This window comes from Klebsiella sp. HN106 (assembly GCF_051209435.1).
Taxonomy (GTDB): Bacteria; Pseudomonadota; Gammaproteobacteria; order Enterobacterales; family Enterobacteriaceae; genus Klebsiella; species Klebsiella oxytoca.
Map to the genome: position 1 here is coordinate 520158 of NZ_JBLURD010000002.1, position 19806 is coordinate 539963.

At 60.2% G+C, this 19806-nt stretch carries 18 protein-coding genes; 10 read left to right on the plus strand and 8 right to left on the minus strand.

Annotated features, from left to right (window positions below; all coding sequences use genetic code 11):
• Window positions 1–542: BCCT family transporter (locus ACSIPU_RS09100; protein WP_435321888.1), on the minus strand; the 542-nt coding region annotated here is incomplete at its 3' end.
• Window positions 543–670: 128 nt separating this feature from the next.
• Here ACSIPU_RS09100 and betI point away from each other — a divergent pair.
• Genes betI through betA form a run of 3 tightly spaced genes read left to right on the plus strand, consistent with a single transcriptional unit; the run spans window position 671 to window position 4426 of the window.
• Window positions 671–1264 (plus strand): transcriptional regulator BetI, encoded by a 594-nt coding sequence (gene betI / locus ACSIPU_RS09105; RefSeq protein WP_004111216.1) that lies wholly within the window; start codon window positions 671–673, stop codon window positions 1262–1264.
• Between the two features lie 10 nt (window positions 1265–1274).
• Window positions 1275–2747, plus strand: a complete 1473-nt coding sequence (gene betB / locus ACSIPU_RS09110) for a betaine-aldehyde dehydrogenase (RefSeq protein ID WP_196557932.1) — start codon at window positions 1275–1277, stop codon at window positions 2745–2747.
• A 14-nt stretch (window positions 2748–2761) separates the two neighbouring features.
• Complete coding sequence (betA, locus tag ACSIPU_RS09115; protein WP_017146393.1) at window positions 2762–4426, plus strand: choline dehydrogenase; 1665 nt, start codon at window positions 2762–2764, stop codon at window positions 4424–4426.
• 133 nt (window positions 4427–4559) lie between these two features.
• Here the strand turns inward: betA and ACSIPU_RS09120 are convergent, their stop codons facing one another.
• Window positions 4560–5255, minus strand: a complete 696-nt coding sequence (locus tag ACSIPU_RS09120; RefSeq protein ID WP_004100037.1) for a GNAT family N-acetyltransferase — start codon at window positions 5253–5255, stop codon at window positions 4560–4562.
• A 209-nt stretch (window positions 5256–5464) separates the two neighbouring features.
• Between ACSIPU_RS09120 and ACSIPU_RS09125 the strand changes: the two genes are divergently transcribed.
• From ACSIPU_RS09125 to ACSIPU_RS09145, 5 genes are all read left to right on the plus strand, one after another.
• Window positions 5465–7033 (plus strand): ABC transporter substrate-binding protein, encoded by a 1569-nt coding sequence (locus tag ACSIPU_RS09125; RefSeq protein WP_004100036.1) that lies wholly within the window; start codon window positions 5465–5467, stop codon window positions 7031–7033.
• 164 nt (window positions 7034–7197) lie between these two features.
• Window positions 7198–8247 carry an ABC transporter permease gene (locus ACSIPU_RS09130; RefSeq protein WP_004100034.1) on the plus strand — a complete coding sequence of 350 codons (1050 nt, stop codon included), beginning with the start codon at window positions 7198–7200 and terminating at the stop codon, window positions 8245–8247.
• Entirely contained in the window at window positions 8247–9080 is an 834-nt protein-coding gene (locus ACSIPU_RS09135) for an ABC transporter permease (RefSeq protein WP_004100032.1), read from the plus strand. Before ACSIPU_RS09130 ends, ACSIPU_RS09135 begins: the two co-directional genes overlap by 1 nt.
• Window positions 9073–9909, plus strand: a complete 837-nt coding sequence (locus tag ACSIPU_RS09140; RefSeq protein ID WP_023320527.1) for an ABC transporter ATP-binding protein — start codon at window positions 9073–9075, stop codon at window positions 9907–9909. Before ACSIPU_RS09135 ends, ACSIPU_RS09140 begins: the two co-directional genes overlap by 8 nt.
• Window positions 9896–10600, plus strand: coding sequence for an ABC transporter ATP-binding protein (locus ACSIPU_RS09145; RefSeq protein ID WP_004100030.1), 705 nt, complete (start codon window positions 9896–9898; stop codon window positions 10598–10600). The genes ACSIPU_RS09140 and ACSIPU_RS09145 overlap by 14 nt, the downstream gene beginning before the upstream one ends.
• A gap of 96 nt (window positions 10601–10696) precedes the next feature.
• Here ACSIPU_RS09145 and ACSIPU_RS09150 read toward each other — a convergent pair whose 3' ends face one another.
• Entirely contained in the window at window positions 10697–12034 is a 1338-nt protein-coding gene (locus ACSIPU_RS09150) for an aspartate aminotransferase family protein (protein ID WP_196557934.1), read from the minus strand.
• Between the two features lie 182 nt (window positions 12035–12216).
• On the opposite strand from ACSIPU_RS09150, the gene ACSIPU_RS09155 reads away from it, so the two are divergent.
• Complete coding sequence (locus ACSIPU_RS09155) at window positions 12217–12981, plus strand: SDR family NAD(P)-dependent oxidoreductase (protein WP_004100028.1); 765 nt, start codon at window positions 12217–12219, stop codon at window positions 12979–12981.
• Between the two features lie 709 nt (window positions 12982–13690).
• On the opposite strand, the gene ACSIPU_RS09160 is transcribed toward ACSIPU_RS09155, so the two are convergent.
• From ACSIPU_RS09160 to ACSIPU_RS09175, 4 genes are read right to left on the minus strand one after another with little or no spacing between them, the layout of a single operon-like run.
• Entirely contained in the window at window positions 13691–14452 is a 762-nt protein-coding gene (locus ACSIPU_RS09160; RefSeq protein ID WP_196557936.1) for an amino acid ABC transporter ATP-binding protein, read from the minus strand.
• Complete coding sequence (locus ACSIPU_RS09165; protein ID WP_004100026.1) at window positions 14445–15110, minus strand: amino acid ABC transporter permease; 666 nt, start codon at window positions 15108–15110, stop codon at window positions 14445–14447. Before ACSIPU_RS09165 ends, ACSIPU_RS09160 begins: the two co-directional genes overlap by 8 nt.
• Before the next feature lie 14 nt (window positions 15111–15124).
• The gene (locus ACSIPU_RS09170) at window positions 15125–15766 is read right to left on the minus strand and encodes an amino acid ABC transporter permease (RefSeq protein ID WP_023329417.1); all 642 of its coding nucleotides are present in this window, start codon (window positions 15764–15766) and stop codon (window positions 15125–15127) included.
• A gap of 49 nt (window positions 15767–15815) precedes the next feature.
• Window positions 15816–16667, minus strand: a complete 852-nt coding sequence (locus ACSIPU_RS09175) for a transporter substrate-binding domain-containing protein (RefSeq protein WP_004100024.1) — start codon at window positions 16665–16667, stop codon at window positions 15816–15818.
• A gap of 234 nt (window positions 16668–16901) precedes the next feature.
• Here ACSIPU_RS09175 and ACSIPU_RS09180 point away from each other — a divergent pair, with 234 nt between their 5' ends.
• The gene (locus tag ACSIPU_RS09180; RefSeq protein WP_204746164.1) at window positions 16902–18368 is read left to right on the plus strand and encodes a MocR-like pyridoxine biosynthesis transcription factor PdxR; all 1467 of its coding nucleotides are present in this window, start codon (window positions 16902–16904) and stop codon (window positions 18366–18368) included.
• Here ACSIPU_RS09180 and ACSIPU_RS09185 read toward each other — a convergent pair.
• Entirely contained in the window at window positions 18365–19699 is a 1335-nt protein-coding gene (locus ACSIPU_RS09185; RefSeq protein ID WP_196557939.1) for an aminotransferase-like domain-containing protein, read from the minus strand. The two genes, ACSIPU_RS09180 and ACSIPU_RS09185, sit on opposite strands and share 4 nt — an antisense overlap.
• Between the last annotated feature and the right edge of the window lie 107 nt (window positions 19700–19806).

Sequence of the window (19806 nt, forward strand, 5' to 3'; positions counted from 1 at the left end):
ATCGGATAGAGCGCGGAGCGGATGGTCAGGGGTAAATTATAACGATAGCTAAAGTATCCCAGCGCCATCCCCATCAGGGCATACATCGACCAGCCGGTCAGCCCGTAGTGAAACAACGTCCATACCATCGCCTGGCGCGCCGCCTCCATGGTCTGCCCCGCCCCTTCCGGCGGCTGCATATACTGGGTCACCGGTTCGGCGACGGAGAAAAACATCAGGTCGATACCGATACCGGCGGCGAACAGCATTGCCGCCCAGCTCATGACGCTAAACTCCGGCTTCGAGTGCTCCGGCCCGAGCTTCACCGAACCGAAACGCGAGCAGGCGATGCACACCACAAACACGATATACAGCGTTGCCGCCAGCAAATAGTACCAGCCGAAGGTCTTTGAAACCCAGTTCAGGGTACGGCCAATCCAGGCCGCGGAAAAATCGCTGAAGAAGAGAGTCATCAGGGAAAACAACAAAATCAGTCCGGCGGAGGTATAAAAAACCACCGGATTGATTTTGTCCTTTTCTCTGCTCGGCGAAAGGTCTGTCATCCATTCTCCTTACTTTTTTTGCAACTATTAAAACCAAAATCGGCAACAATTAAGACACATTTTATATTGAACGTCCAATCAAAAACCGCTTTAATAGATAAACAAAGCTGATGAATGGAGTCTGAGAAATGCCCAAACTGGGGATGCAACCGATACGGCAGCGGCAGCTGATTGACGCGACCCTGGCCGCCATCAATGAAGTGGGAATGCACGATGCCACCGTCGCGCAGATCGCCCGACGTGCTGGCGTATCGACCGGCATCATCAGCCACTATTTCAAAGATAAGAACGGCCTGCTGGAGGCGACGATGCGCGATATCACCGGCCAGCTGCGCCAGGCGGTGTTGAGCCGCCTGCACGCCCTGCCCGGGGCCGGCCCGCGGGAACGCCTGCGCGCCATCGTGGCCGGCAACTTCGACGAGAGTCAGATAAGCAGCGCGGCAATGAAGGCCTGGCTCGCCTTTTGGGCCAGCAGCATGCATCAGCCGATGCTCTATCGCCTGCAGCAGGTCAGCAGCCGACGACTGCTGTCGAATATCGTCTATGAGTTTCAGCGCGCCCTGCCGCGCGAAGAGGCGCAGGAGGCCGGATACGGTCTCGCCGCGCTGATCGACGGGCTGTGGCTACGCGCGGCGCTGAGCGGTAAACCGCTCGATAAAGCCCGCGCCGAAACGCTCGCCGAGCACTTCATCAGCAAATATCTGCCACCGACTTCTCAATAATGGAGGACCCATGTCCCGAATGGCCGAACAGCAGCTTTACATCGACGGTGGTTATGTTTCCGCCACCAGCGGTAAAACCTTCGAGACGATTAACCCCGCCAACGGGGAAGTGCTGGCGACCGTCCAGGCCGCCGGTCGCGAAGACGTCGACCGGGCGGTAAAGAGCGCCCAAAAAGGGCAAAAAATCTGGGCGGCGATGAGCGCCATGGAACGTTCGCGCATTTTGCGTAAAGCGGTCGACATTCTGCGCGAGCGCAACGACGAACTGGCGCGTCTGGAAACTCTCGATACCGGCAAACCGCTGAGCGAAACCGCCGCCGTCGATATCGTCACCGGCGCTGATGTCCTGGAGTACTACGCGGGCCTGATCCCGGCGCTGGAAGGGAGCCAGATCCCGTTACGCGAAAGTTCATTCGTCTATACCCGCCGGGAACCGCTGGGCGTCGTCGCCGGGATCGGTGCCTGGAACTACCCGATCCAGATCGCCTTATGGAAATCAGCCCCGGCGCTGGCGGCCGGGAACGCGATGATCTTTAAGCCGAGTGAAGTCACCCCGCTCACCGCCCTGAAGCTGGCGGAAATTTACCGCGAAGCGGGACTCCCGGCGGGCGTATTTAACGTGCTGCCGGGCACCGGCGCCGAAACCGGCCAGTATCTCACCGAGCACCCGGACATCGCCAAAATCTCCTTTACCGGCGGCGTCGCCAGCGGCAAAAAAGTGATGGCCAACTCCGCCGCCTCCTCACTGAAGGAAGTGACTATGGAGCTGGGCGGCAAATCACCGCTGATCGTCTGCGAAGACGCCAACCTCGACCTCGCCGCCGACATCGCGATGATGGCTAACTTCTACAGTTCAGGCCAGGTCTGCACCAACGGCACCCGGGTATTCGTTCCGGCGCGCCTGAAAGCGGTATTTGAAGAGAAAGTCCTCGCCCGCGTGGCGCGTATCCGCCCCGGCGATCTGTTTGCTGAAAGCACCAACTTCGGACCGCTGGTGAGCTTCCCGCACCGCGAGAACGTGCTGCGCTACATCGAGACGGGTAAACAAGAAGGCGCGCGCCTGCTCTGCGGCGGCGAAGTGCTGAAAGGGGAAGGCTTCGACCACGGGGCATGGGTCGCCCCGACGGTATTTACCGACTGCGATGACCAGATGACCATCGTCCGCGAAGAGATCTTCGGCCCGGTGATGTCGATTCTGAGCTACGACGATGAGGAAGAAGCGGTTCGCCGCGCCAATGCCACCGAATACGGCCTCGCCGCTGGCGTCGTCACGCCGGATTTAAACCGCGCCCATCGTCTGATTCATCGGCTGGAGGCCGGGATCTGCTGGATCAACACCTGGGGCGAATCCCCTGCGGAGATGCCGGTCGGCGGCTACAAGCACTCCGGGATTGGCCGCGAAAACGGCGTACAGACGCTGCACAGCTACACCCAGATAAAATCCATCCAGGTTGAGATGGGTCAGTTTCAATCCATATTTTAACCAGGAGGTCATTTTTGCAGTTTGACTACATTATTATTGGTGCCGGTTCCGCCGGCAACGTACTGGCTACACGACTGACGGAAGATCCTGACACCACCGTCCTGCTGCTGGAAGCGGGCGGCCCGGATTACCGTTTCGACTTCCGCACCCAGATGCCCGCCGCGCTGGCGTTTCCTCTACAGGGGCGTCGCTATAACTGGGCCTACGAGACCGAGCCTGAACCGCATATGAACCATCGCCGCATGGAGTGCGGACGCGGTAAGGGACTCGGCGGATCCTCGTTAATCAACGGCATGTGCTATATCCGCGGCAACGCTATGGATCTTGATAACTGGGCCTCGGCGCCGGGGCTTGAGCACTGGAGCTACCTGGACTGCCTGCCCTATTACCGCAAAGCAGAATCCCGCGATATCGGCGCCAACGATTACCACGGCGGCGACGGCCCGGTCAGCGTCACCACGCCAAAGCAGGGCAATAATCCGCTGTTCCACGCGATGATTGAAGCTGGCGTACAGGCTGGCTATCCGCGCACCGACGATCTTAACGGCTACCAGCAGGAGGGATTTGGCCCGATGGATCGTACCGTGACGCCGCAGGGACGCCGCGCCAGCACCGCGCGCGGCTATCTCGACCAGGCGCGCGCGCGTCCCAATCTGACTATTCGCACCCATGCGCTGACCGATCATATTATTTTTGCCGGCAAGCGCGCCGTCGGCGTCGAGTGGCTGGAGGGCGACAGCACCGCGCCGTCGAAAGCGACCGCCAATAAAGAAGTGCTGCTCTGCGCGGGGGCTATCGCTTCGCCGCAAATTCTGCAGCGATCCGGCGTCGGCAGCCCGGAACTGTTGCGCCAGTTCGATATTCCGCTGGTACACGCCCTGCCGGGCGTCGGGGAAAACTTGCAGGATCATCTGGAGATGTATCTGCAGTACGAATGCAAAGAGCCGGTGTCGCTTTACCCGGCGCTGCAGTGGTGGAACCAGCCGAAAATCGGCGCCGAATGGCTGTTCGGCGGAACCGGCATCGGCGCCAGCAACCAGTTTGAAGCGGGCGGATTTATTCGCAGCCGGGAAGCCTTTACGTGGCCGAATATTCAGTATCACTTCCTGCCGGTCGCGATTAACTACAACGGCTCAAACGCGGTGAAAGAGCACGGCTTCCAGTGCCACGTCGGCTCTATGCGCTCCCCGAGTCGCGGCCACGTGCGGCTGAAATCGCGCGATCCGCACGAACATCCGGCGATTCTGTTTAACTATATGTCCAGCGAACAGGACTGGCAGGAGTTTCGCGATGCGATTCGGATTACCCGCGAAATCATGCATCAGCCGGCGCTGGATAACTATCGCGGCCGGGAGATCAGCCCGGGTGCGGAGTGCCAGAGCGATGCCGAGCTGGATGAGTTCGTGCGCAATCATGCGGAAACCGCCTTCCATCCGTGCGGCACCTGTAAAATGGGCTATGACGAGATGGCGGTGGTCGATGGCGAAGGTCGGGTTCACGGACTGGAAGGCCTGCGCGTGGTCGACGCCTCGATCATGCCGCAGATTATTACCGGCAACCTTAACGCGACCACAATTATGATTGGCGAAAAAATGGCTGATGCCATTCGTGGCCGTCAGCCGCTGCCGAAGAGCACGGCGGCGTATTACGTGGCGAACGGCGCGCCGGTTCGCCGGTAAGAGGCGGTTCCCGTCACCCCGCCCTCTCCCCAACGGGGCGAGGGCGAAAACCGCATCAGTAGCCCCCTCAGGCCCTGTGCCGGGAGGCAACGTTTGCGCCGAACGGCTCCCTCTCCCTCCGGGAGAGGGAAAACTAGCGAAAATCTTCCAGCCGCTTTATCTGCCGTCCATTAGCATCAAAATTCTCCGGCGCCAGCCAGGCCCGCAGCGCCGCATCGCGCGCGGGCCATTCGCTGTCGATAATCGACAGCATATCGCTATCGCGGGTTCGTCCTTTACGCACCATCCTCTGGCGAAGTCGTCCTTCCCAGGTGAATCCCAGTCGGTCGGCGGCGCGGCGGGAAGCAATATTCATTGAATCGCACTTCCACTCCAGTCGACGATAGCCATGGGCAAAACCATTTTGCAGCAGCAGCCAGACCGCCTCGGTGCCGAGCGGCGTATTTTTCATCGCCCGCGACCAGGTGACGTGGCCAATCTCCACCGTGCCCATCGCCCGCTCAATCGCCATATAGCTGACCAGCCCGACGGCTCGCTCGCAGCGCAGATCGACAACCGCGTAGGGCACCAGTCCGTCATCCATAACCTTGCCGGTGATCCAGTTCGCCGTTGACTCAACGCTCTGCGGACGCGTGCTCGCCAGCCACGTCCAGTCACTGTCGTCGCCGAGAGCATAGGCAGCAAACAGATCCGCCGCGTGCCGGTCGGTATCCAGCGGCTCCAGTCGGCAATAGCGGCCATTTAACGCCGTGCGGCGCAGAAACCCCGCCCCCCGCCACCCGGGCACGCGATCGTTGACCTGCTGACCAAATTCATTAATTTCCGGCACGCTTATCCCTCCCGTATTGTTATCAAATTGTTATAGCAAGAAAGCCGAACGGGCGGAAGATGCCCGGTACGATCGATCGTCATAACCCATTGGTCTTGCTTATGCTTTTTAAGAATAAACTTAGCCGATCTTTGACTTTACGCCCGTAATTAAGCGGCCTAACGTAGCGAAACATCAATAATCACAATAACTTTTTTCAGGGATCGCATATGACTAAAAAACTGCTGCCGCTGCTGGCGCTCGCCGCGTTATCCGCCGCCGTTCACGCCGCCACGCCGCCGGGGACCCTTGTGGTCGCCCAGGGCCTCGACGATATCGTCAGCCTCGACCCGGCGGAAGCCAACGAGCTCTCCAGCATCCAGACGGTACCGAGCCTTTATCAGCGTCTGGTGCAGCCGGACCGCGATAACCCTGAAAAAATCACCCCGATCCTGGCCGAAAGCTGGCAGGCCGATCCGGCGGCGAAAACGCTGACCATCAAGCTAAAGCCCGACGCCAAATTCGCCTCCGGTAACCCGCTACGCCCGGAAGATGTCATTTACTCATACACCCGCGCGGTCACCCTGAACAAATCGCCGGCGTTTATTCTTAACGTCCTCGGCTGGCAGCCGGATAACATCGCCAGCCAGTTGAAGAAGGTAGACGACCATACCCTCACGCTACGCTGGACTGCCGACGTCAGCCCGGCGGTGGCGCTGAATATTCTCTCCACGCCGATCGCCTCTATCGTCGATGAGAAACAGGTCGCCCCGAACGCCAAAGATAACGACTTCGGCAACGGCTGGCTGAAAATGCACTCGGCGGGCAGCGGCGCGTATAAAATGCGGGTCTATCAGCCGCATCAGGCCATCGTGCTGGAGGCCAACAGCAGCGCACCCGGCGGCGCACCGAAGCTGAAAAGCATCATCATTAAAAACGTTCCGGACCCGGCCTCACGTCGTCTTCTCATCCAGCAGGGTGATGCTGACGTGGCGCGCGATCTCGGCGCCGACCAGATTGCGGCTCTGCAGGGTAAAGCGGGCGTCAAGGTTCTCAGCATCCCCTCCGCTGAGCAGAACTATCTGGTCTTTAATACCGGCAACAGCGCTAACCCGCTGCTGAAAAACCCGGCCTTCTGGGAAGCGGCGCGCTGGCTGGTGGATTACAACGGCATCACGAAAGATTTGCTGAAAGGGCAATATTTCGTCCATCAGAGCTTCCTGCCGGTCGGCCTGCCGGGCGCGCTGGAGAATAACCCGTTTACATTCAACCCGCAAAAAGCCAAAGACATCCTCGCTAAAGCGGGCATTAAAGAGGCGCATTTCACCCTCGACGTCGAAAACAAGCCGCCGTTTATCACCATTGCTCAGTCGATGCAGGCGAGCTTCGCCCAGGGCGGCGTGAAGGTGGATTTGCTGCCGGCCGCGGGTAGCCAGGTCTATGCTCGCGTGCGCGCCAAACAGCATCAGGCGGCGATTCGGCTGTGGATCCCTGACTATTTCGACGCCCATTCTAACGCCAGCGCCTTTGCCTACAACGACGGTAAATCCAGTACCGTCGCCGGGCTAAACGGCTGGCAGATCCCGGAGCTGAATAAAGCGACCCTGGCGGCAGTCGCCGAGCCGGACGCAGCGAAGCGCCAGGATCTGTATAAAAACATTCAGGAGGAACTGCAGCGCAATTCGCCTTACGTGTTTATCGATCAGGGTAAAACCCAGATTGTGGTTCGCGATAACGTGAAGGGTTATCAGCAGGGTCTCAATGCCGATATGGTGTGGTATGACCGGGTAACCAAATAACGCCTGGGGCAGGTACGATCAGGTAGCCCGGACAGGCGCAACGCGCCGCCTCCGGGAACGCAGGCCCCGATACCTTATGTTTTCCCGTTGGCGCTGCGCTGACCGGGCTACAACAACAGATCGCACCAGCTGATAACACTGTACTTTTTACCAACGGAATAACCATGTCTGCTGTTTTACCTCCCCGAGCAGAGCGGCGCGCAAAACGCCCCCTGCTCGCGCTGTTTCAGGGACTGCTGACGCTGGCCCTGACGCTGCTCGGCCTGCTGCTGGTGACCTTTGCGCTCTCTGCGCTGTCGCCGGTTGATCGGGTGCTGCAAATCGTCGGCGACCACGCCAGTCAGTCCACCTATGACCAGGTACGCCACCAGCTCGGCCTCGACCAGCCGTTGCCGCTGCAGTTCTGGCACTATCTGCTGAATCTCGCCCACGGCGATCTTGGAATCGCCAGCTCAACCGGCCAGCCGGTGCTGCACGACCTGCTCGCCGCTTTCCCGGCAACCCTTGAGCTGGCCACGTTGGCGTTGATTATCGGCGCGCTGTCGGGCGTTATCGCAGGCGTTCTCTGCGCCCGCTACGTCGGCTCGCCGTGGGATCTGGCGATGCGCACCTTTACGCTGCTCGGCAACTCGGTGCCGATCTTCTGGCTCGGCCTGCTGATGCTGGCGCTGTTTTACGCCAAACTGCAGTGGACGCCGGGGCCGGGGCGGCTGGACGATATTTATCAATACACCGTCGAACCGCGCACCGGCTTTGCGCTCATTGATACCTGGCTCTCGGGTGATAAAGAGGCGGTTAAAAACGCCGCCGGGCACCTGCTGCTGCCGGTGCTGCTGCTGGCCTATTACTCTCTGGCGAGCATCACCCGCCTGACCCGTTCCGCCTGCCTGAGCGAAATGAACAAAGAGTACATCCTGCTGGCGCGCGCCAAAGGGGCCGGTGAGATGACGATTCTGCTGCGTCACGTCCTGCCCAATATCCGCGGCACCCTGCTGACGGTGACCGCCCTCGCCTGGACCTCCATGCTGGAAGGGGCGGTGTTGACCGAAACCGTCTTCTCCTGGCCGGGAATTGGCCGCTATCTGACCACCGCGCTCTTTGCCGGCGATACCACGGCGATTATGGGCGGTACGCTGCTGATCGGCGCGAGCTTTGTGCTGATTAATAACCTCACCGACCTGCTGGTGCGGCTGACCGATCCGAGGATACGCTGATGCCTGGCTACCTTTTTTTACGCCGCCTGCGCCGTTCTCCCGCCGCCTTTTGCGGTCTGATCATCATTACGTTACTCCTGCTGACTGCGCTCTTTGCGCCCTGGCTGGCTCCGCTCGACCCGAACTGGCAGGACGCCGCCGCGCGGCTGCAGGGTCCGGGCGCGCGGCACTGGCTCGGCACCGACAGCTACGGTCGCGATCTTCTCTCAAGGCTGATTTTCGGCACCCGTCCGGCGCTGGGGCTGGTTGCGCTGGTGACGGCGATTACGCTCCCCGCCGGTCTGCTGGTGGGGATCCTGTCCGGCTATTACGGCGGCTGGCTGGAGCGCGTGCTGATGCGTTTTACCGACGTGGTAATGTCGATGCCGCGGCTGATTCTGGCCTTCGCGTTTGTCGCGATGCTCGGCCCGGGCCTGGTGAACGGCGCCCTGGCGCTGGCGCTAACGACCTGGCCCGCTTACGCCCGTCAGGCGCGCAGCGAAATTCAGCGCCTGCGCCACAGCGACTATCTGGCGGCGGCGGAGATGATGGGCATTCGCGGCTGGCGTCTGCTGATTGGCCATATTCTGCCGCTCTGTCTGCCCTCGGCGATCGTCCGGCTGGCGCTGGATCTAGCCGGGATTATTCTCGCCGCTGCCGGTCTCGGCTTCCTTGGTCTCGGCGCCCGCCCGCCAATGGCGGAATGGGGCGCGATGATCGCTGACGGCATGCAGGTCATTTTTGACCAGTGGTGGATCGCCGCCGCCCCTGGCGCCGTCATCCTGATCGCCAGCCTGGCGTTTAACCTGCTGGGCGATGGCCTGCGCGACGTTCTGGAGCCGCAACATGACTGATACTCGTCTGATCGTTCAGGGACTGACCATCGACTATCCCACCGCCAGAGTGGTGGACCATTTAAGCTTCACGCTCGGCAACGAGCGACTGGCGCTGGTCGGCGAATCCGGTTCCGGTAAATCCATGACCGCACGCGCCCTGATGGGGCTGGTCCGCCGGCCCGGCGTCGTCAGCGCCGATGCGCTCAACGTGCTGGGGCGCGACGCATTAACCCTTCGCGAGCGCGGCTGGCGCGCGCTACGCGGCAACAATATTGCGATGGTGCTGCAGGATCCGCGCTACGCGCTCAATCCGGTAAAAAGCATTCAGGCGCAGCTGGAAGAGGCATTAACTCTGCATCAGCGCCTTAGCCGCCGCGCGCGGCTGGAGGCGGTCAAAGCCGCCGTTGCCGCCGTCGGTCTGGATTTACCGGTACTCAACCGCTATCCTGGCGAACTCTCCGGCGGGATGGGCCAGCGGGTGATGATTGCCCTTGCGCTGCTCAATAATCCGCAGGTGCTGATCGCCGATGAGCCCACTTCAGCCCTCGATGCCCGACTGCGCAATCAGATCCTTGAACTGCTGGTAGAGCAGTGCGAACAGCGGCGGATGGCGATGCTGTTGATTAGCCACGACCTGCCGCTGGTGGCCGAGCACTGCCAGCGGGTGCTGGTCCTGTATCAAGGGAAAAAGGTCGATGAGATGGCGGCGCGAGATCTGCCGACGGCGACGCATCCCTACACCCGTACGCTCTGGACCTGTCGCCCGGCCGCGCAAACTTACGGTCAGATGCTGCCGACCCTCGACCGAACCCTGAACTTGACGGAGGCGGCGCATGGCAATCGTTAATCTCAACAATCTACAGGTGAATTTTGCTGAAAAAACCGCGGTGTCCGCCGCCAGCTTTGCCGTTGATGCAGGGGAAACGTTCAGCCTGATCGGCGCATCCGGCTGCGGAAAATCAACGATTCTCCGGGTATTAGCCGGGCTGCAGCGGGACTGGCGCGGCCGCGTTGAACTGTTCGATAAGGCCATTACGCCGGGCGCGCGTTTTCAGGGCGAACTGCGGCGCAACGTACAGATGGTGTTTCAGGACCCGTACGCCTCGCTGCATCCCAATCATACGCTATGGCGTACGCTGGCGGAGCCGCTGAAAATTCACGCTATCGGCGAGATCGAGCAGCGGGTGTCCACCGCCCTGGAAGAGGTGGGGCTGCCTGCCGACGCCGCGCGCCGCTATCCGCACCAGCTTTCCGGCGGCCAGCGCCAGCGGGTGGCGATTGCTCGCGCGCTGCTGCTGCGGCCAAAGATTCTGCTGCTGGATGAGCCAACGTCGGCGCTGGATATGTCGGTGCAGGCGGAAATACTGAATCTGCTCAATCGGCTAAAGCAGGAGCACGGAATGACCTATCTGCTGGTCAGCCACGATGCCGATGTGATTGCCCATATGTCGGACCGGGCAGCGTTTATGGCGGAAGGCGTGATTCAGCGCTTCTTTGACCGCGAAGCGCTGGCGAACGGCGAACATCGGTTAGACTGAAAACCCGCCCCCGCTTGCGGGGCTACGGGTTCGCCGCCATCTGCGAGAAGGTCGCCCGGGTAAGGCGTTTACGCCGCAACCCGGAAAATCATCCCCTTACTGAGCCAGGTTCGCGAAGCGGGCGAATACCGCATCAAAAATCGCCAGGCCTTTTGCCACCTGCCCGGCGCTGATGGTGCACGGCGGCACCACATGAATGCGGTTCTCCACCACAAACGCCAGCAGGCCGGCTTCGGTTAACGCGCCTTTAATGGCCGCCATATCGGCAGCGCCCAGCGGCGTTTTATGTTCGCGGCAGCTGACCAGCTCCAGCGCCTGGAACAGACCGCGGCCGCGCACGTTGCCGATAATCGCGTGCTTCTCCGCCAGCGCCTCCAGCCCCGGACGCAGCACCTCGTTGCCGATGGTCGCCGCGTTCTCCACCACCTTCTCTTCCTTCATCGCGTCAATGGTGGCGACAATCGCCGCCATCGCCAGCGGATGGCCGGAATAGGTCAGCCCCCCGGCAAAGAAATGGTCATCAAAGTAGCGGGCGATTGGCTCGCTAATCAGCACGCCGCCGGCCGGGACGTAGCCCGCATTGACCCCTTTGGCGAAAGTCACCAGATCCGGCACCACGCCATCCTGCTCGAAGGCAAACCAACTCCCGGTACGACCAAAACCGGCCATCACTTCATCAAGGATCAGCACAATACCGAACTCATCGGCCAGCGCCCGCACCCCCTGCATATAGCCCTCGGGCGGGACAAGAATCCCGGCGGTGCCCGGAATCGACTCCAGCAGAATCGCGGCTATCGCGTTCGGGCCTTCGCATTCAATCATCCGCCGCAGATGGGCCAGCGCGCGCTGGCACTCCTCCTCTTCCGTCGCGGCGTTAAATTCGCTGCGATAGAGGTAGGGATTGAAAAAGTGTACGTGGCCGCGGGAATACTCGTTCGGCACCCGGCGCCAGTCGCCGGTGGCGGCAATGGCGCTGCCGGTGTTGCCGTGATAGGAGCGATAGGCGGAGAGCACTTTATCGCGCCCGGTATAGAGCCGCGCCATGCGGATGGCGTTCTCGTTGGCGTCGGCGCCGGCGTTGGTGAAGAACACTTTGCTAAAGCCTTCCGGCGCCAGCTCGACGATGCGCTTCGCCGCTTCGCCGCGGGCGAGGTTGGCAGTGGCGGGCGCGATGGTCACCAGCTCTTCCAGTTGGGCTTTCATCGCCGCCAGCACGCGCGGATGCTGATAGCCAATGTTGACGTTGACCAGCTGGCTGCTGAAATCCAGGTAAGTATTGCCTTCGTAATCCCACAGCTCGCAGCCTTTAGCCCCGGCGATCACCAGCGGATGTAAATTGCCCTGCATCGACCATGAATGAAACACATAAGCGCGATCCAGCTGCCGAACTTCATCATTGCTTATCGCTACCTCGTTCTGTAGTGCCAGCTTCATACCCTGCCCTCTCTCATGTCGTTGTTGTTGGCCTCATCATTGGTCGTTCAGGGCAGAAACGGATAGAGCCAGTCAGGCGAAAATGATGTGACACCGTGTCACATCGCCGCGCGCCGACTGGCTCTGTGCCCGCGCGCGCGGGGTTTTTATAGTGGGAGCGACAACCTGCACAGGAGAATGAAATGGCAACGAGCAAAGTGGTGTTTATTACCGGGGCGACCTCGGGTTTTGGGGAAGCAGCGGCGCAGGTCTTCGCCGATGCGGGCTGGTCGCTGGTGCTGAGCGGACGCCGTTTTGAGCGGCTGAAGGCGCTACAGGATAAGCTCGCCTCGCAGGTGCCGGTGCACATTATCGAACTCGACGTCCGCGATAGCGATGCGGTCGCCGGGGCCGTGGCGGCGCTGCCCGCTGAATTCGCCGATATCACGACGCTGATTAACAACGCCGGGCTGGCGCTGTCGCCGCAGCCCGCGCAGAAAGTGGATCTGGACGACTGGAAAACGATGATCGACACCAATGTCACCGGGCTGGTCAACGTGACCCATGCCCTGCTACCGACGCTGATTCGTCACGGCGCGGGGGCGAGCATCATCAATATTGGCTCTATCGCCGGGCAGTGGCCCTATCCCGGCAGCCACGTCTACGGCGCCAGTAAGGCTTTCGTGAAGCAGTTCAGCTATAACCTGCGCTGCGATCTGCTCGGGACCGGGGTGCGCGTGACCGATCTCGCGCCGGGTATTGCCGAAACGGAATTTACCCTGGTGCGCACCAAAGGCGACCAGGCGGCGTCGGACAACCTGTATCGCGGTACCACGCCGCTGAGCGCGCGGGATATTGCCGAACAGATGTTTTATATCGCCACCCTGCCGGACCATATGAACATCAACCGGGTCGAGGTAATGCCGGTACGTCAAGCCTGGCAGCCGTTCGCGATCGATCGGGATTGAGGTTTGGTAGGGCGGAGAGGCGCGTCAAGCGCCGCCTCCGGGAATGGTAGCCCGGACAGGCGCGATAAGCGCCGCCTCCGGGAAAGTGTGCAGGGGTTCCGTTCACTATTATCCCGCAGAAAATGTCTCAACGTGGTAGGTGAACGGGTAAAGGGGGAGAAAACCGTCTCCCCCTTTACAATCCCCGCGGTCCCGCAAAGAAATCGGTGCTGCGCACTGCGCTCACCTCCCGGACCTCAGCCTGCGGTCGGCTCAACTCGACATCACTGTCTCGATTCGCCTCTGTCCGCCATCCCTGGCGGCCAGCCCTTGTCTTCGGTCCTCCGGTTCGCCGATTTCAGCGGGGGCCAGGGCATCGCTGCATCTCACGTTGTTTCAGAAATATCCCCGCTGCTGTATGAAACTCTCCCGGAGGCGGCGCTTGACGCGCCTGTCCGGGCTACTCAATCTGCCACCCTCAGGCGCCGGGCCCGGAAATCCCGGGTCGCGGCGTAAACGCCTTACCCGGGCTACCGCCCCTGCATGAACATCTCCCGGAGGCGGCGCTTATCGCGCCTGTCCAGGCTACTCAATCTGCCACCCTCCAACACCGAGCCCGGAAATCCCGGGTCGCGGCGTAAACGCCTTACCCGGGCTACCGCCCCGCAGACGGCTGGAAACCCGTAGCCCCGGTAAGCGCAGCGCGACCGGGGAGATTGGCCGCTGGAGATTACCGGCTGCTCTGCAGAAACTGCCTGACGCGCTCGGAGTCCGGGTTGCTGAAAAACTTCTCCGGCGGCGCTTTCTCAATCAACAATCCCTTCTCAAGAAACACTACCTCATCCGATACCTGTCGCGCAAAGTCCATCTCGTGGGTCACTACCACCATCGTGTAGCCCTCGGCGGCCAGCGCCTTCATCACCCCCAGCACCTCATTGACCAGCTCGGGGTCCAGCGCCGATGTCGGCTCATCAAACAGAATCACCTCCGGCGACATCGCCAGCGAACGGGCAATAGCCACCCTCTGCTTCTGTCCGCCGGAGAGCGTGATCGGGTAAACGTCGGCTTTATGCGCCATCCCCACTTTCTCCAGCTGCTGCATGGCGATAGCCTTCGCTTCATCACGCTTCATCCCCTTGACGTGCAGCAGCGCTTCGCTGACGTTCTGCTGCACCGTCAGGTGCGGCCACAGGTTAAAGCTCTGAAACACCATCCCTACCCGCTCGCGGATTTTCGACAGCTGACGATGGGACATCGCCCGGCCATTTTGCTCATCAATCCCCAGCAGCTGGCCGCTGATGCGGATCTCGCCGCGATCCGGCTGTTCCAGCCAGTTCATGCAGCGCAGCAGCGTTGATTTACCTGACCCCGACGAGCCGAGTATGCTCACCACGGTCCCTTTCTCTACCGTCAGATTGATATCACGAAGAACTTCAACATTATCAAACTGTTTTGAGACGTTTTTGACGCTTACAGCAGTCGTATCAGGCATGACTCATTCCTCTTCTCGCTCCCCAGGCGCTCAGACGCTTAATCAACAGCTCCAGCAGGATGCTGATCGCCCAGTAGAGCCCAATGGCGACAATAAAGGCGTTAAACGGGATAAAATAGGTGGCCTGCACGCTGTTAGCCGCGGCGGTTATCTCCTGGACGGTGATAATGCTGAGGAAAGCGGTATCTTTCAGGCAGATAATCAGCTGATTGCCCATCAGCGGTAGTGCCGATGACAAAATATTGGGCAGAATAATGCGGCGGAATATTTTGTAGCGCGAGAATCCCTGCGCTACCGCCGCCTCGATATAGCCTCCGGAAAAGACCCGACGCTGGCTGCGCAAAATCTCAAAGAAATAGGCGCCGTGGTAGATAATCAGGGCGATTAATCCGGCGGTCCAGGGCTCCAGACTAATACCCACTTGCGGCAGTCCGTAATAGAGCAAATAGGCGAGGATCAAAAAGGGAATCGCCCGCATTAAGCTGACAAAGCCAATAATAAGCCGGTTAAGAGTTTTCTTTTGATACTCGGTTAAATAGCACAGGGCCACGCCGATAATTAAGCCGGCTATTGCCGCAGTAATAAAAAGCTCAAGGGTGGCGAGTAAACCGGCAATAAAGCTGTCGCGCACCGACCAGATAACGGCCCACTGATTCATAGCACCTCCTCTCTTTATCGTGCCAGACGCTTCGCTTTACGCTCGGCCATCCCCTGCAGTTTCAGCAGCAGGCCAATAATCACCACGTACAGCAGACCCGCCGCCAGAATCGGCGAAAGCGGCTCATAGGTGACCGAAGAAATTCGGTTGGTCACGCGCGTCAAATCCACCACGCCAATCACCGCAATGGCGGGACTGCCCTTAATCAGGAACGACATCTCATTAACCAGCGCGGGCAGGCTTTCAATCCACATTTGCGGCAGCATGATGTAGCGGAAGTAAGCCCAGCGGCGCATCCCTACCGACTCCGCCGCTTCCCGCTGTTCGCGGGGGAAAGTGCGAAAGGCATTGCGCCAGATTTCGGCGTTGAAGGCCGAGGTGTTGAGCGTCAGCGCCACAATCGCCGCGACGTTTTTATCGAGATTAATCCCGATGGTCGGCAGAGAAAGAAACAGGAACAGCACCAGCGTAACCAGCGGCGTCGCGCGGGCAAGGCTGATATAGACCACCAGCAGCTGATCGATAACCGGGATACGCAGCATGCGCACCAGCGCGATCAGCAGACCAATCACCACCCCAAAGGCAATGGCGATGGCCGAAATCCAGAGGGTCGTCCATGCGCCTTCAATCAGTAACTGCCAGGAAATTGCATCCATGAAGCCCTCCTTCACCTGAACAGGCGGCGGTTTCCCGCCGCAGAACTCATTACAGCCCGGCTAATTTATGGAACTGTTCCGGGCTGGTAATCGCTTCGGTCGGCAGGTCGTCATAGGTTTCGCCAAACCACTTTTTCTGGAGTTCCGCGAGCTTGCCGGTCTCCTTCATGTGGTTCATAAATTTGGTCATATAGGCCAGCAGCTGCGGCGAGTTTTTCGGGATCGGCCACGCCATATAGCCCGGGCCGGATACCGCCAGACCTTTGGCAAACACCTTCGGCTTAGCCTTCGCCAGGTCGTTGACCGAGATAACCACGTTAATCACGTAGTCCAGGCGTTTGTTGGCGAGGTCGGCGTAGGCTTCAGGATAGGAGGGATACTCCACCACCGGCCCCAGCTTACCGCCGGTTTTCTCCAGCATCGCTTTCAGTTCTGGCAGCCTTGCCAGCAGCGCGCTGCCCGCCTGAACGCCCACTTTTTTCCCGCTCAGTTCGGCAATGGTATTCAGGGAATTATCGCCCGCGCGTTTGACAAAATAGTGCTGCGCTGACGCCCACGGCGGCGTGAAATCAAAGACCTTGAGACGGTCATCGGTAATCACCGCGCCGGTTAACGCCATGTCGTATTGCCCGGTGGAGACCGCCGCCAATAATCCGGTCCATGGCAGAATGCTCTGGTCGACGTTGAATTTCGCGTATTTACGTAATTCATCGAGCATATCTTTGTTGAAGCCATCCGCCTGGCCGTTATTCATAAAGTTAAAAGGCGCGTAATCATCTTCGGTCGCGACTTTCAGGGTGCCGGATTTTTCTATTTCCGGAAGATCTGCGGCGGCTGCGTGATAAGAAAAGGCCATCGCCATGATGGCGCCCAGACAAATTGAACCTAATGATTTGTTCATTAATTCACCCCTAATTAATTCGCCAGACGTGTTCATTCCAGAACATGAAAAGGTTTTGCAAAATATGTGCCGACGGAAGTTCCGGTCCGCGACTGATGAATACGTTTTTACTGTAGGGAGCGTTTTAAATTTCCGGATAGAGCCAGATTCATCGTGCGGATGTGTCAGTCATTCTCAGGGTGGTATGGAATTTGCTCCGGTTCCTGTACAGAGCGTTTGAGTAAGGAGCCAGCCATGATCCGACACCGGTTACACGTTGATTTCGACCCGCGCCGCGGTTTGCAGGAGCAGGTACGCGAAACGCTGATTAACGCCATTCTGGGCGGCATTTTTTCCGCCGACACGCCGCTTCCCTCCTGCCGCCAGCTGGCCAGCCAGCTGCGGGTATCGCGCAACACCACGGCGCTGGTGTTTGAGGGGCTGGTTAACGAGGGATATCTGGTGAGTCGCCCGCGCAGCGGTTATTACCTGCATGCGGATTATCAGCACGCAGCTCCTTCCACGGTAACGGAAGCTGCACCGCAGGACGCGGGTTCTGCACCACGCTGGGGCACGCGGCTGCAAATTACCCCCAGTCAGCAGGAGTCGATTCTCAAACCGGCCGGCTGGATGAACTACCGCTATCCGTTTATCTACGGTCAGCCTGATACCCGCCAGTTCCCGCTGGCGACCTGGCGCTCGGCGGCGAACTGGCTGCACGGCGGCGTAAGGGACCCGGAGTGGGTGGTGGATCATATCGATCGGGACGTGCCGATGCTGATTGAGCAGATCCGCACCCGGGTGCTGCCCAAACGCGGAATTGTCGCCTCGGCGGACGAGATTCTGATAACCCTCGGTTCGCAAAACGCGCTCTACCTGCTGACCCGCCTGCTGATGTCCCCCGGCACGCGCGTTGGCGTGGAGAATCCCTGTTTTCGCGAGGCTATTAACACTTTTCTGCTTGCCGATACCGATATCGTGCCGCATCCGGTGGATGAACAGGGGATCGTCCTTAATGACGCCCCCTGCGATTACTACTATGTGACTCCCGGGCATCAGGTGCCAACCGGGGTGGCGATGAGCAAAGCGCGCCGCAGCCAGCTGCTGGAGCATGCCGCCCGCCATGATGCGGTGATTATTGAGGATGATTACGACTCTGAAAGTAACTTTATGCTCAACCCGCTGCCGGCGCTGAAGGCCAGCGATCGCTGCGGACGAGTGATCTACGTGAGCAGCCTGTCAAAGGCGCTCTCGCCTGGCCTGCGGCTGGGCTTTATGGTCGCTGACCCGGATCTGATTGACGAAGCCCGGGCGCTGCGGCGGCTGGTGTATCGTCATCCGCCAACCAACATTCAGTATCAGATGGCCCATTTTCTCGCCCAGGGTCATTATGAAACCCACCTGCGGCGCTACCATTACGACTCTGCCCAGCGCTGGGAGCGCCTCAATAACGCGCTGCGGCAGCACCTGCCAGAATGCCAAATCATCCCAGGCAGCGAACACGCCAATGCCTTCTGGCTGACCACCCCGGAGCAAATCAACACCCAGCAGCTGACCTGGCGCGCCGCCCACGCCGGGGTGCTGATCGAGCCCGGCGCCCGGCATTTTCTCAGCGACGCGCCGCCGGATAACTTTTTTCGAATGGGCTTTCACGCCATTAACCCTGACGCCATCGAACAAGGCGTGGAGGTGCTGCGCGGCCAGCTGGCGCAGATGGGCTAGCGGTATTGTTCAAATGCCACGGCCTGGCGAACCTCGACCAGCGCCGCGCGCAGGGTATCAAGCGGAACAGAACCGAGGGCGATGCGCAGCGCCTGCGGAACAGTTGCGGCAACGCAGAAGGGTTCGGCGGTCGACACGGAAATATGGCGCGCCATCAGCGTTTTCGCCAGCCTATCGGCCCGACTCTCCTCGCCCAGAGGTAGCCAGAGAAAGTACGAATCCTCATGGCTCACGAAGGGCAGCCCGTCGAGCGCCGCACGGGCAAGCCGCTGCCGCTGCCGCGCATCCTGGCGCTTCTCATTTTCAAAGCGTGCAACCGTGCCATCTTCAATCCAGGCGCAGATCAGCGAGCTCATCAATGACGGCGTATTCCACGTCGTCGCTCGTATGGCGCGCTCAATCTCAGTCCGATAGCGAGGTGGGCAGATGACCGTCCCTATGCGCAGACCGGTGGCGACGTTTTTCGAGAAGCCGGTGACATATACCGTTCTTTCCGGCGCATAGCTCACCAGCGGCGGCGGCGGATTGCGCACCAGGCTGGCATAGGCGGCATCTTCAACGATCAGCAGGTCGTGCTGGCGGGCGAGTTCCGCCAGCGTCTGCCGTTGGCGAGGGCTGAGCACCCAGCCCAGCGGATTGTGCAGCGTCGGCATGGTATACACCGCCCGGACGCGCCGCTGCTGGCATAGTCGGTGGAGCGCATGCAGATCCGGTCCGTCCGCGCGGCAGGGGATCGCCGCCAGTTCCAGATGATACAGCGCCGCCAGAACCTTAAAGCCCGAGTAGGTGAGCGCATCGACCGCCACCACGTCCCCCGGGCGCAGAAGCCCCATCACGGTCACCGCCAGCCCGTGCTGGGCGCCGTTGACGATCAGCACATTTTCCGCGTCAGGGGCAAAGCGGCTGCTGGTCAGATAGCGAGCGATAATTTCACGTTCCGGGAGCCGTCCGGCATGCGGCTGGTAGCGCAGATGAGCCTCGATATCCCCTACCCCCGCCAGCTGCCTGAGCGCCTCGCGCAGCGCATCCCCCTGCGTCGGCAGTGAAGGATAGTTGAAGTTGAGATCCACAACATCGGCTGCCACCGCCTGCTGATCGACACCGTGTCCCGGCGGTAGCGCGATGTCCCGCACGAAGGTGCCGCGACCGGTTTCGCCGCTGACCAGCCCCATCGCTTCCAGTTCATGATAAACGCGCGTGGCCGTGGCCAGCGAGATCCCTTCGTCGGCGGCAAGCGTACGATGCGTCGGCAGGCGGGTTCCGGCCGGCAGCTGTCCGCTCTGAATCGCCTGCGCGTATCTGTCGACAACCGCTTTGTATCGGGCTTTCATCGGTGAATGTATCTATGACAATAATTTGATTGTATTGGATTGACCACATTACCATCGGCGCAGTCATGGCTCAAGCGAGCACAGCCCACCCCACTAAGCGAGGTTAG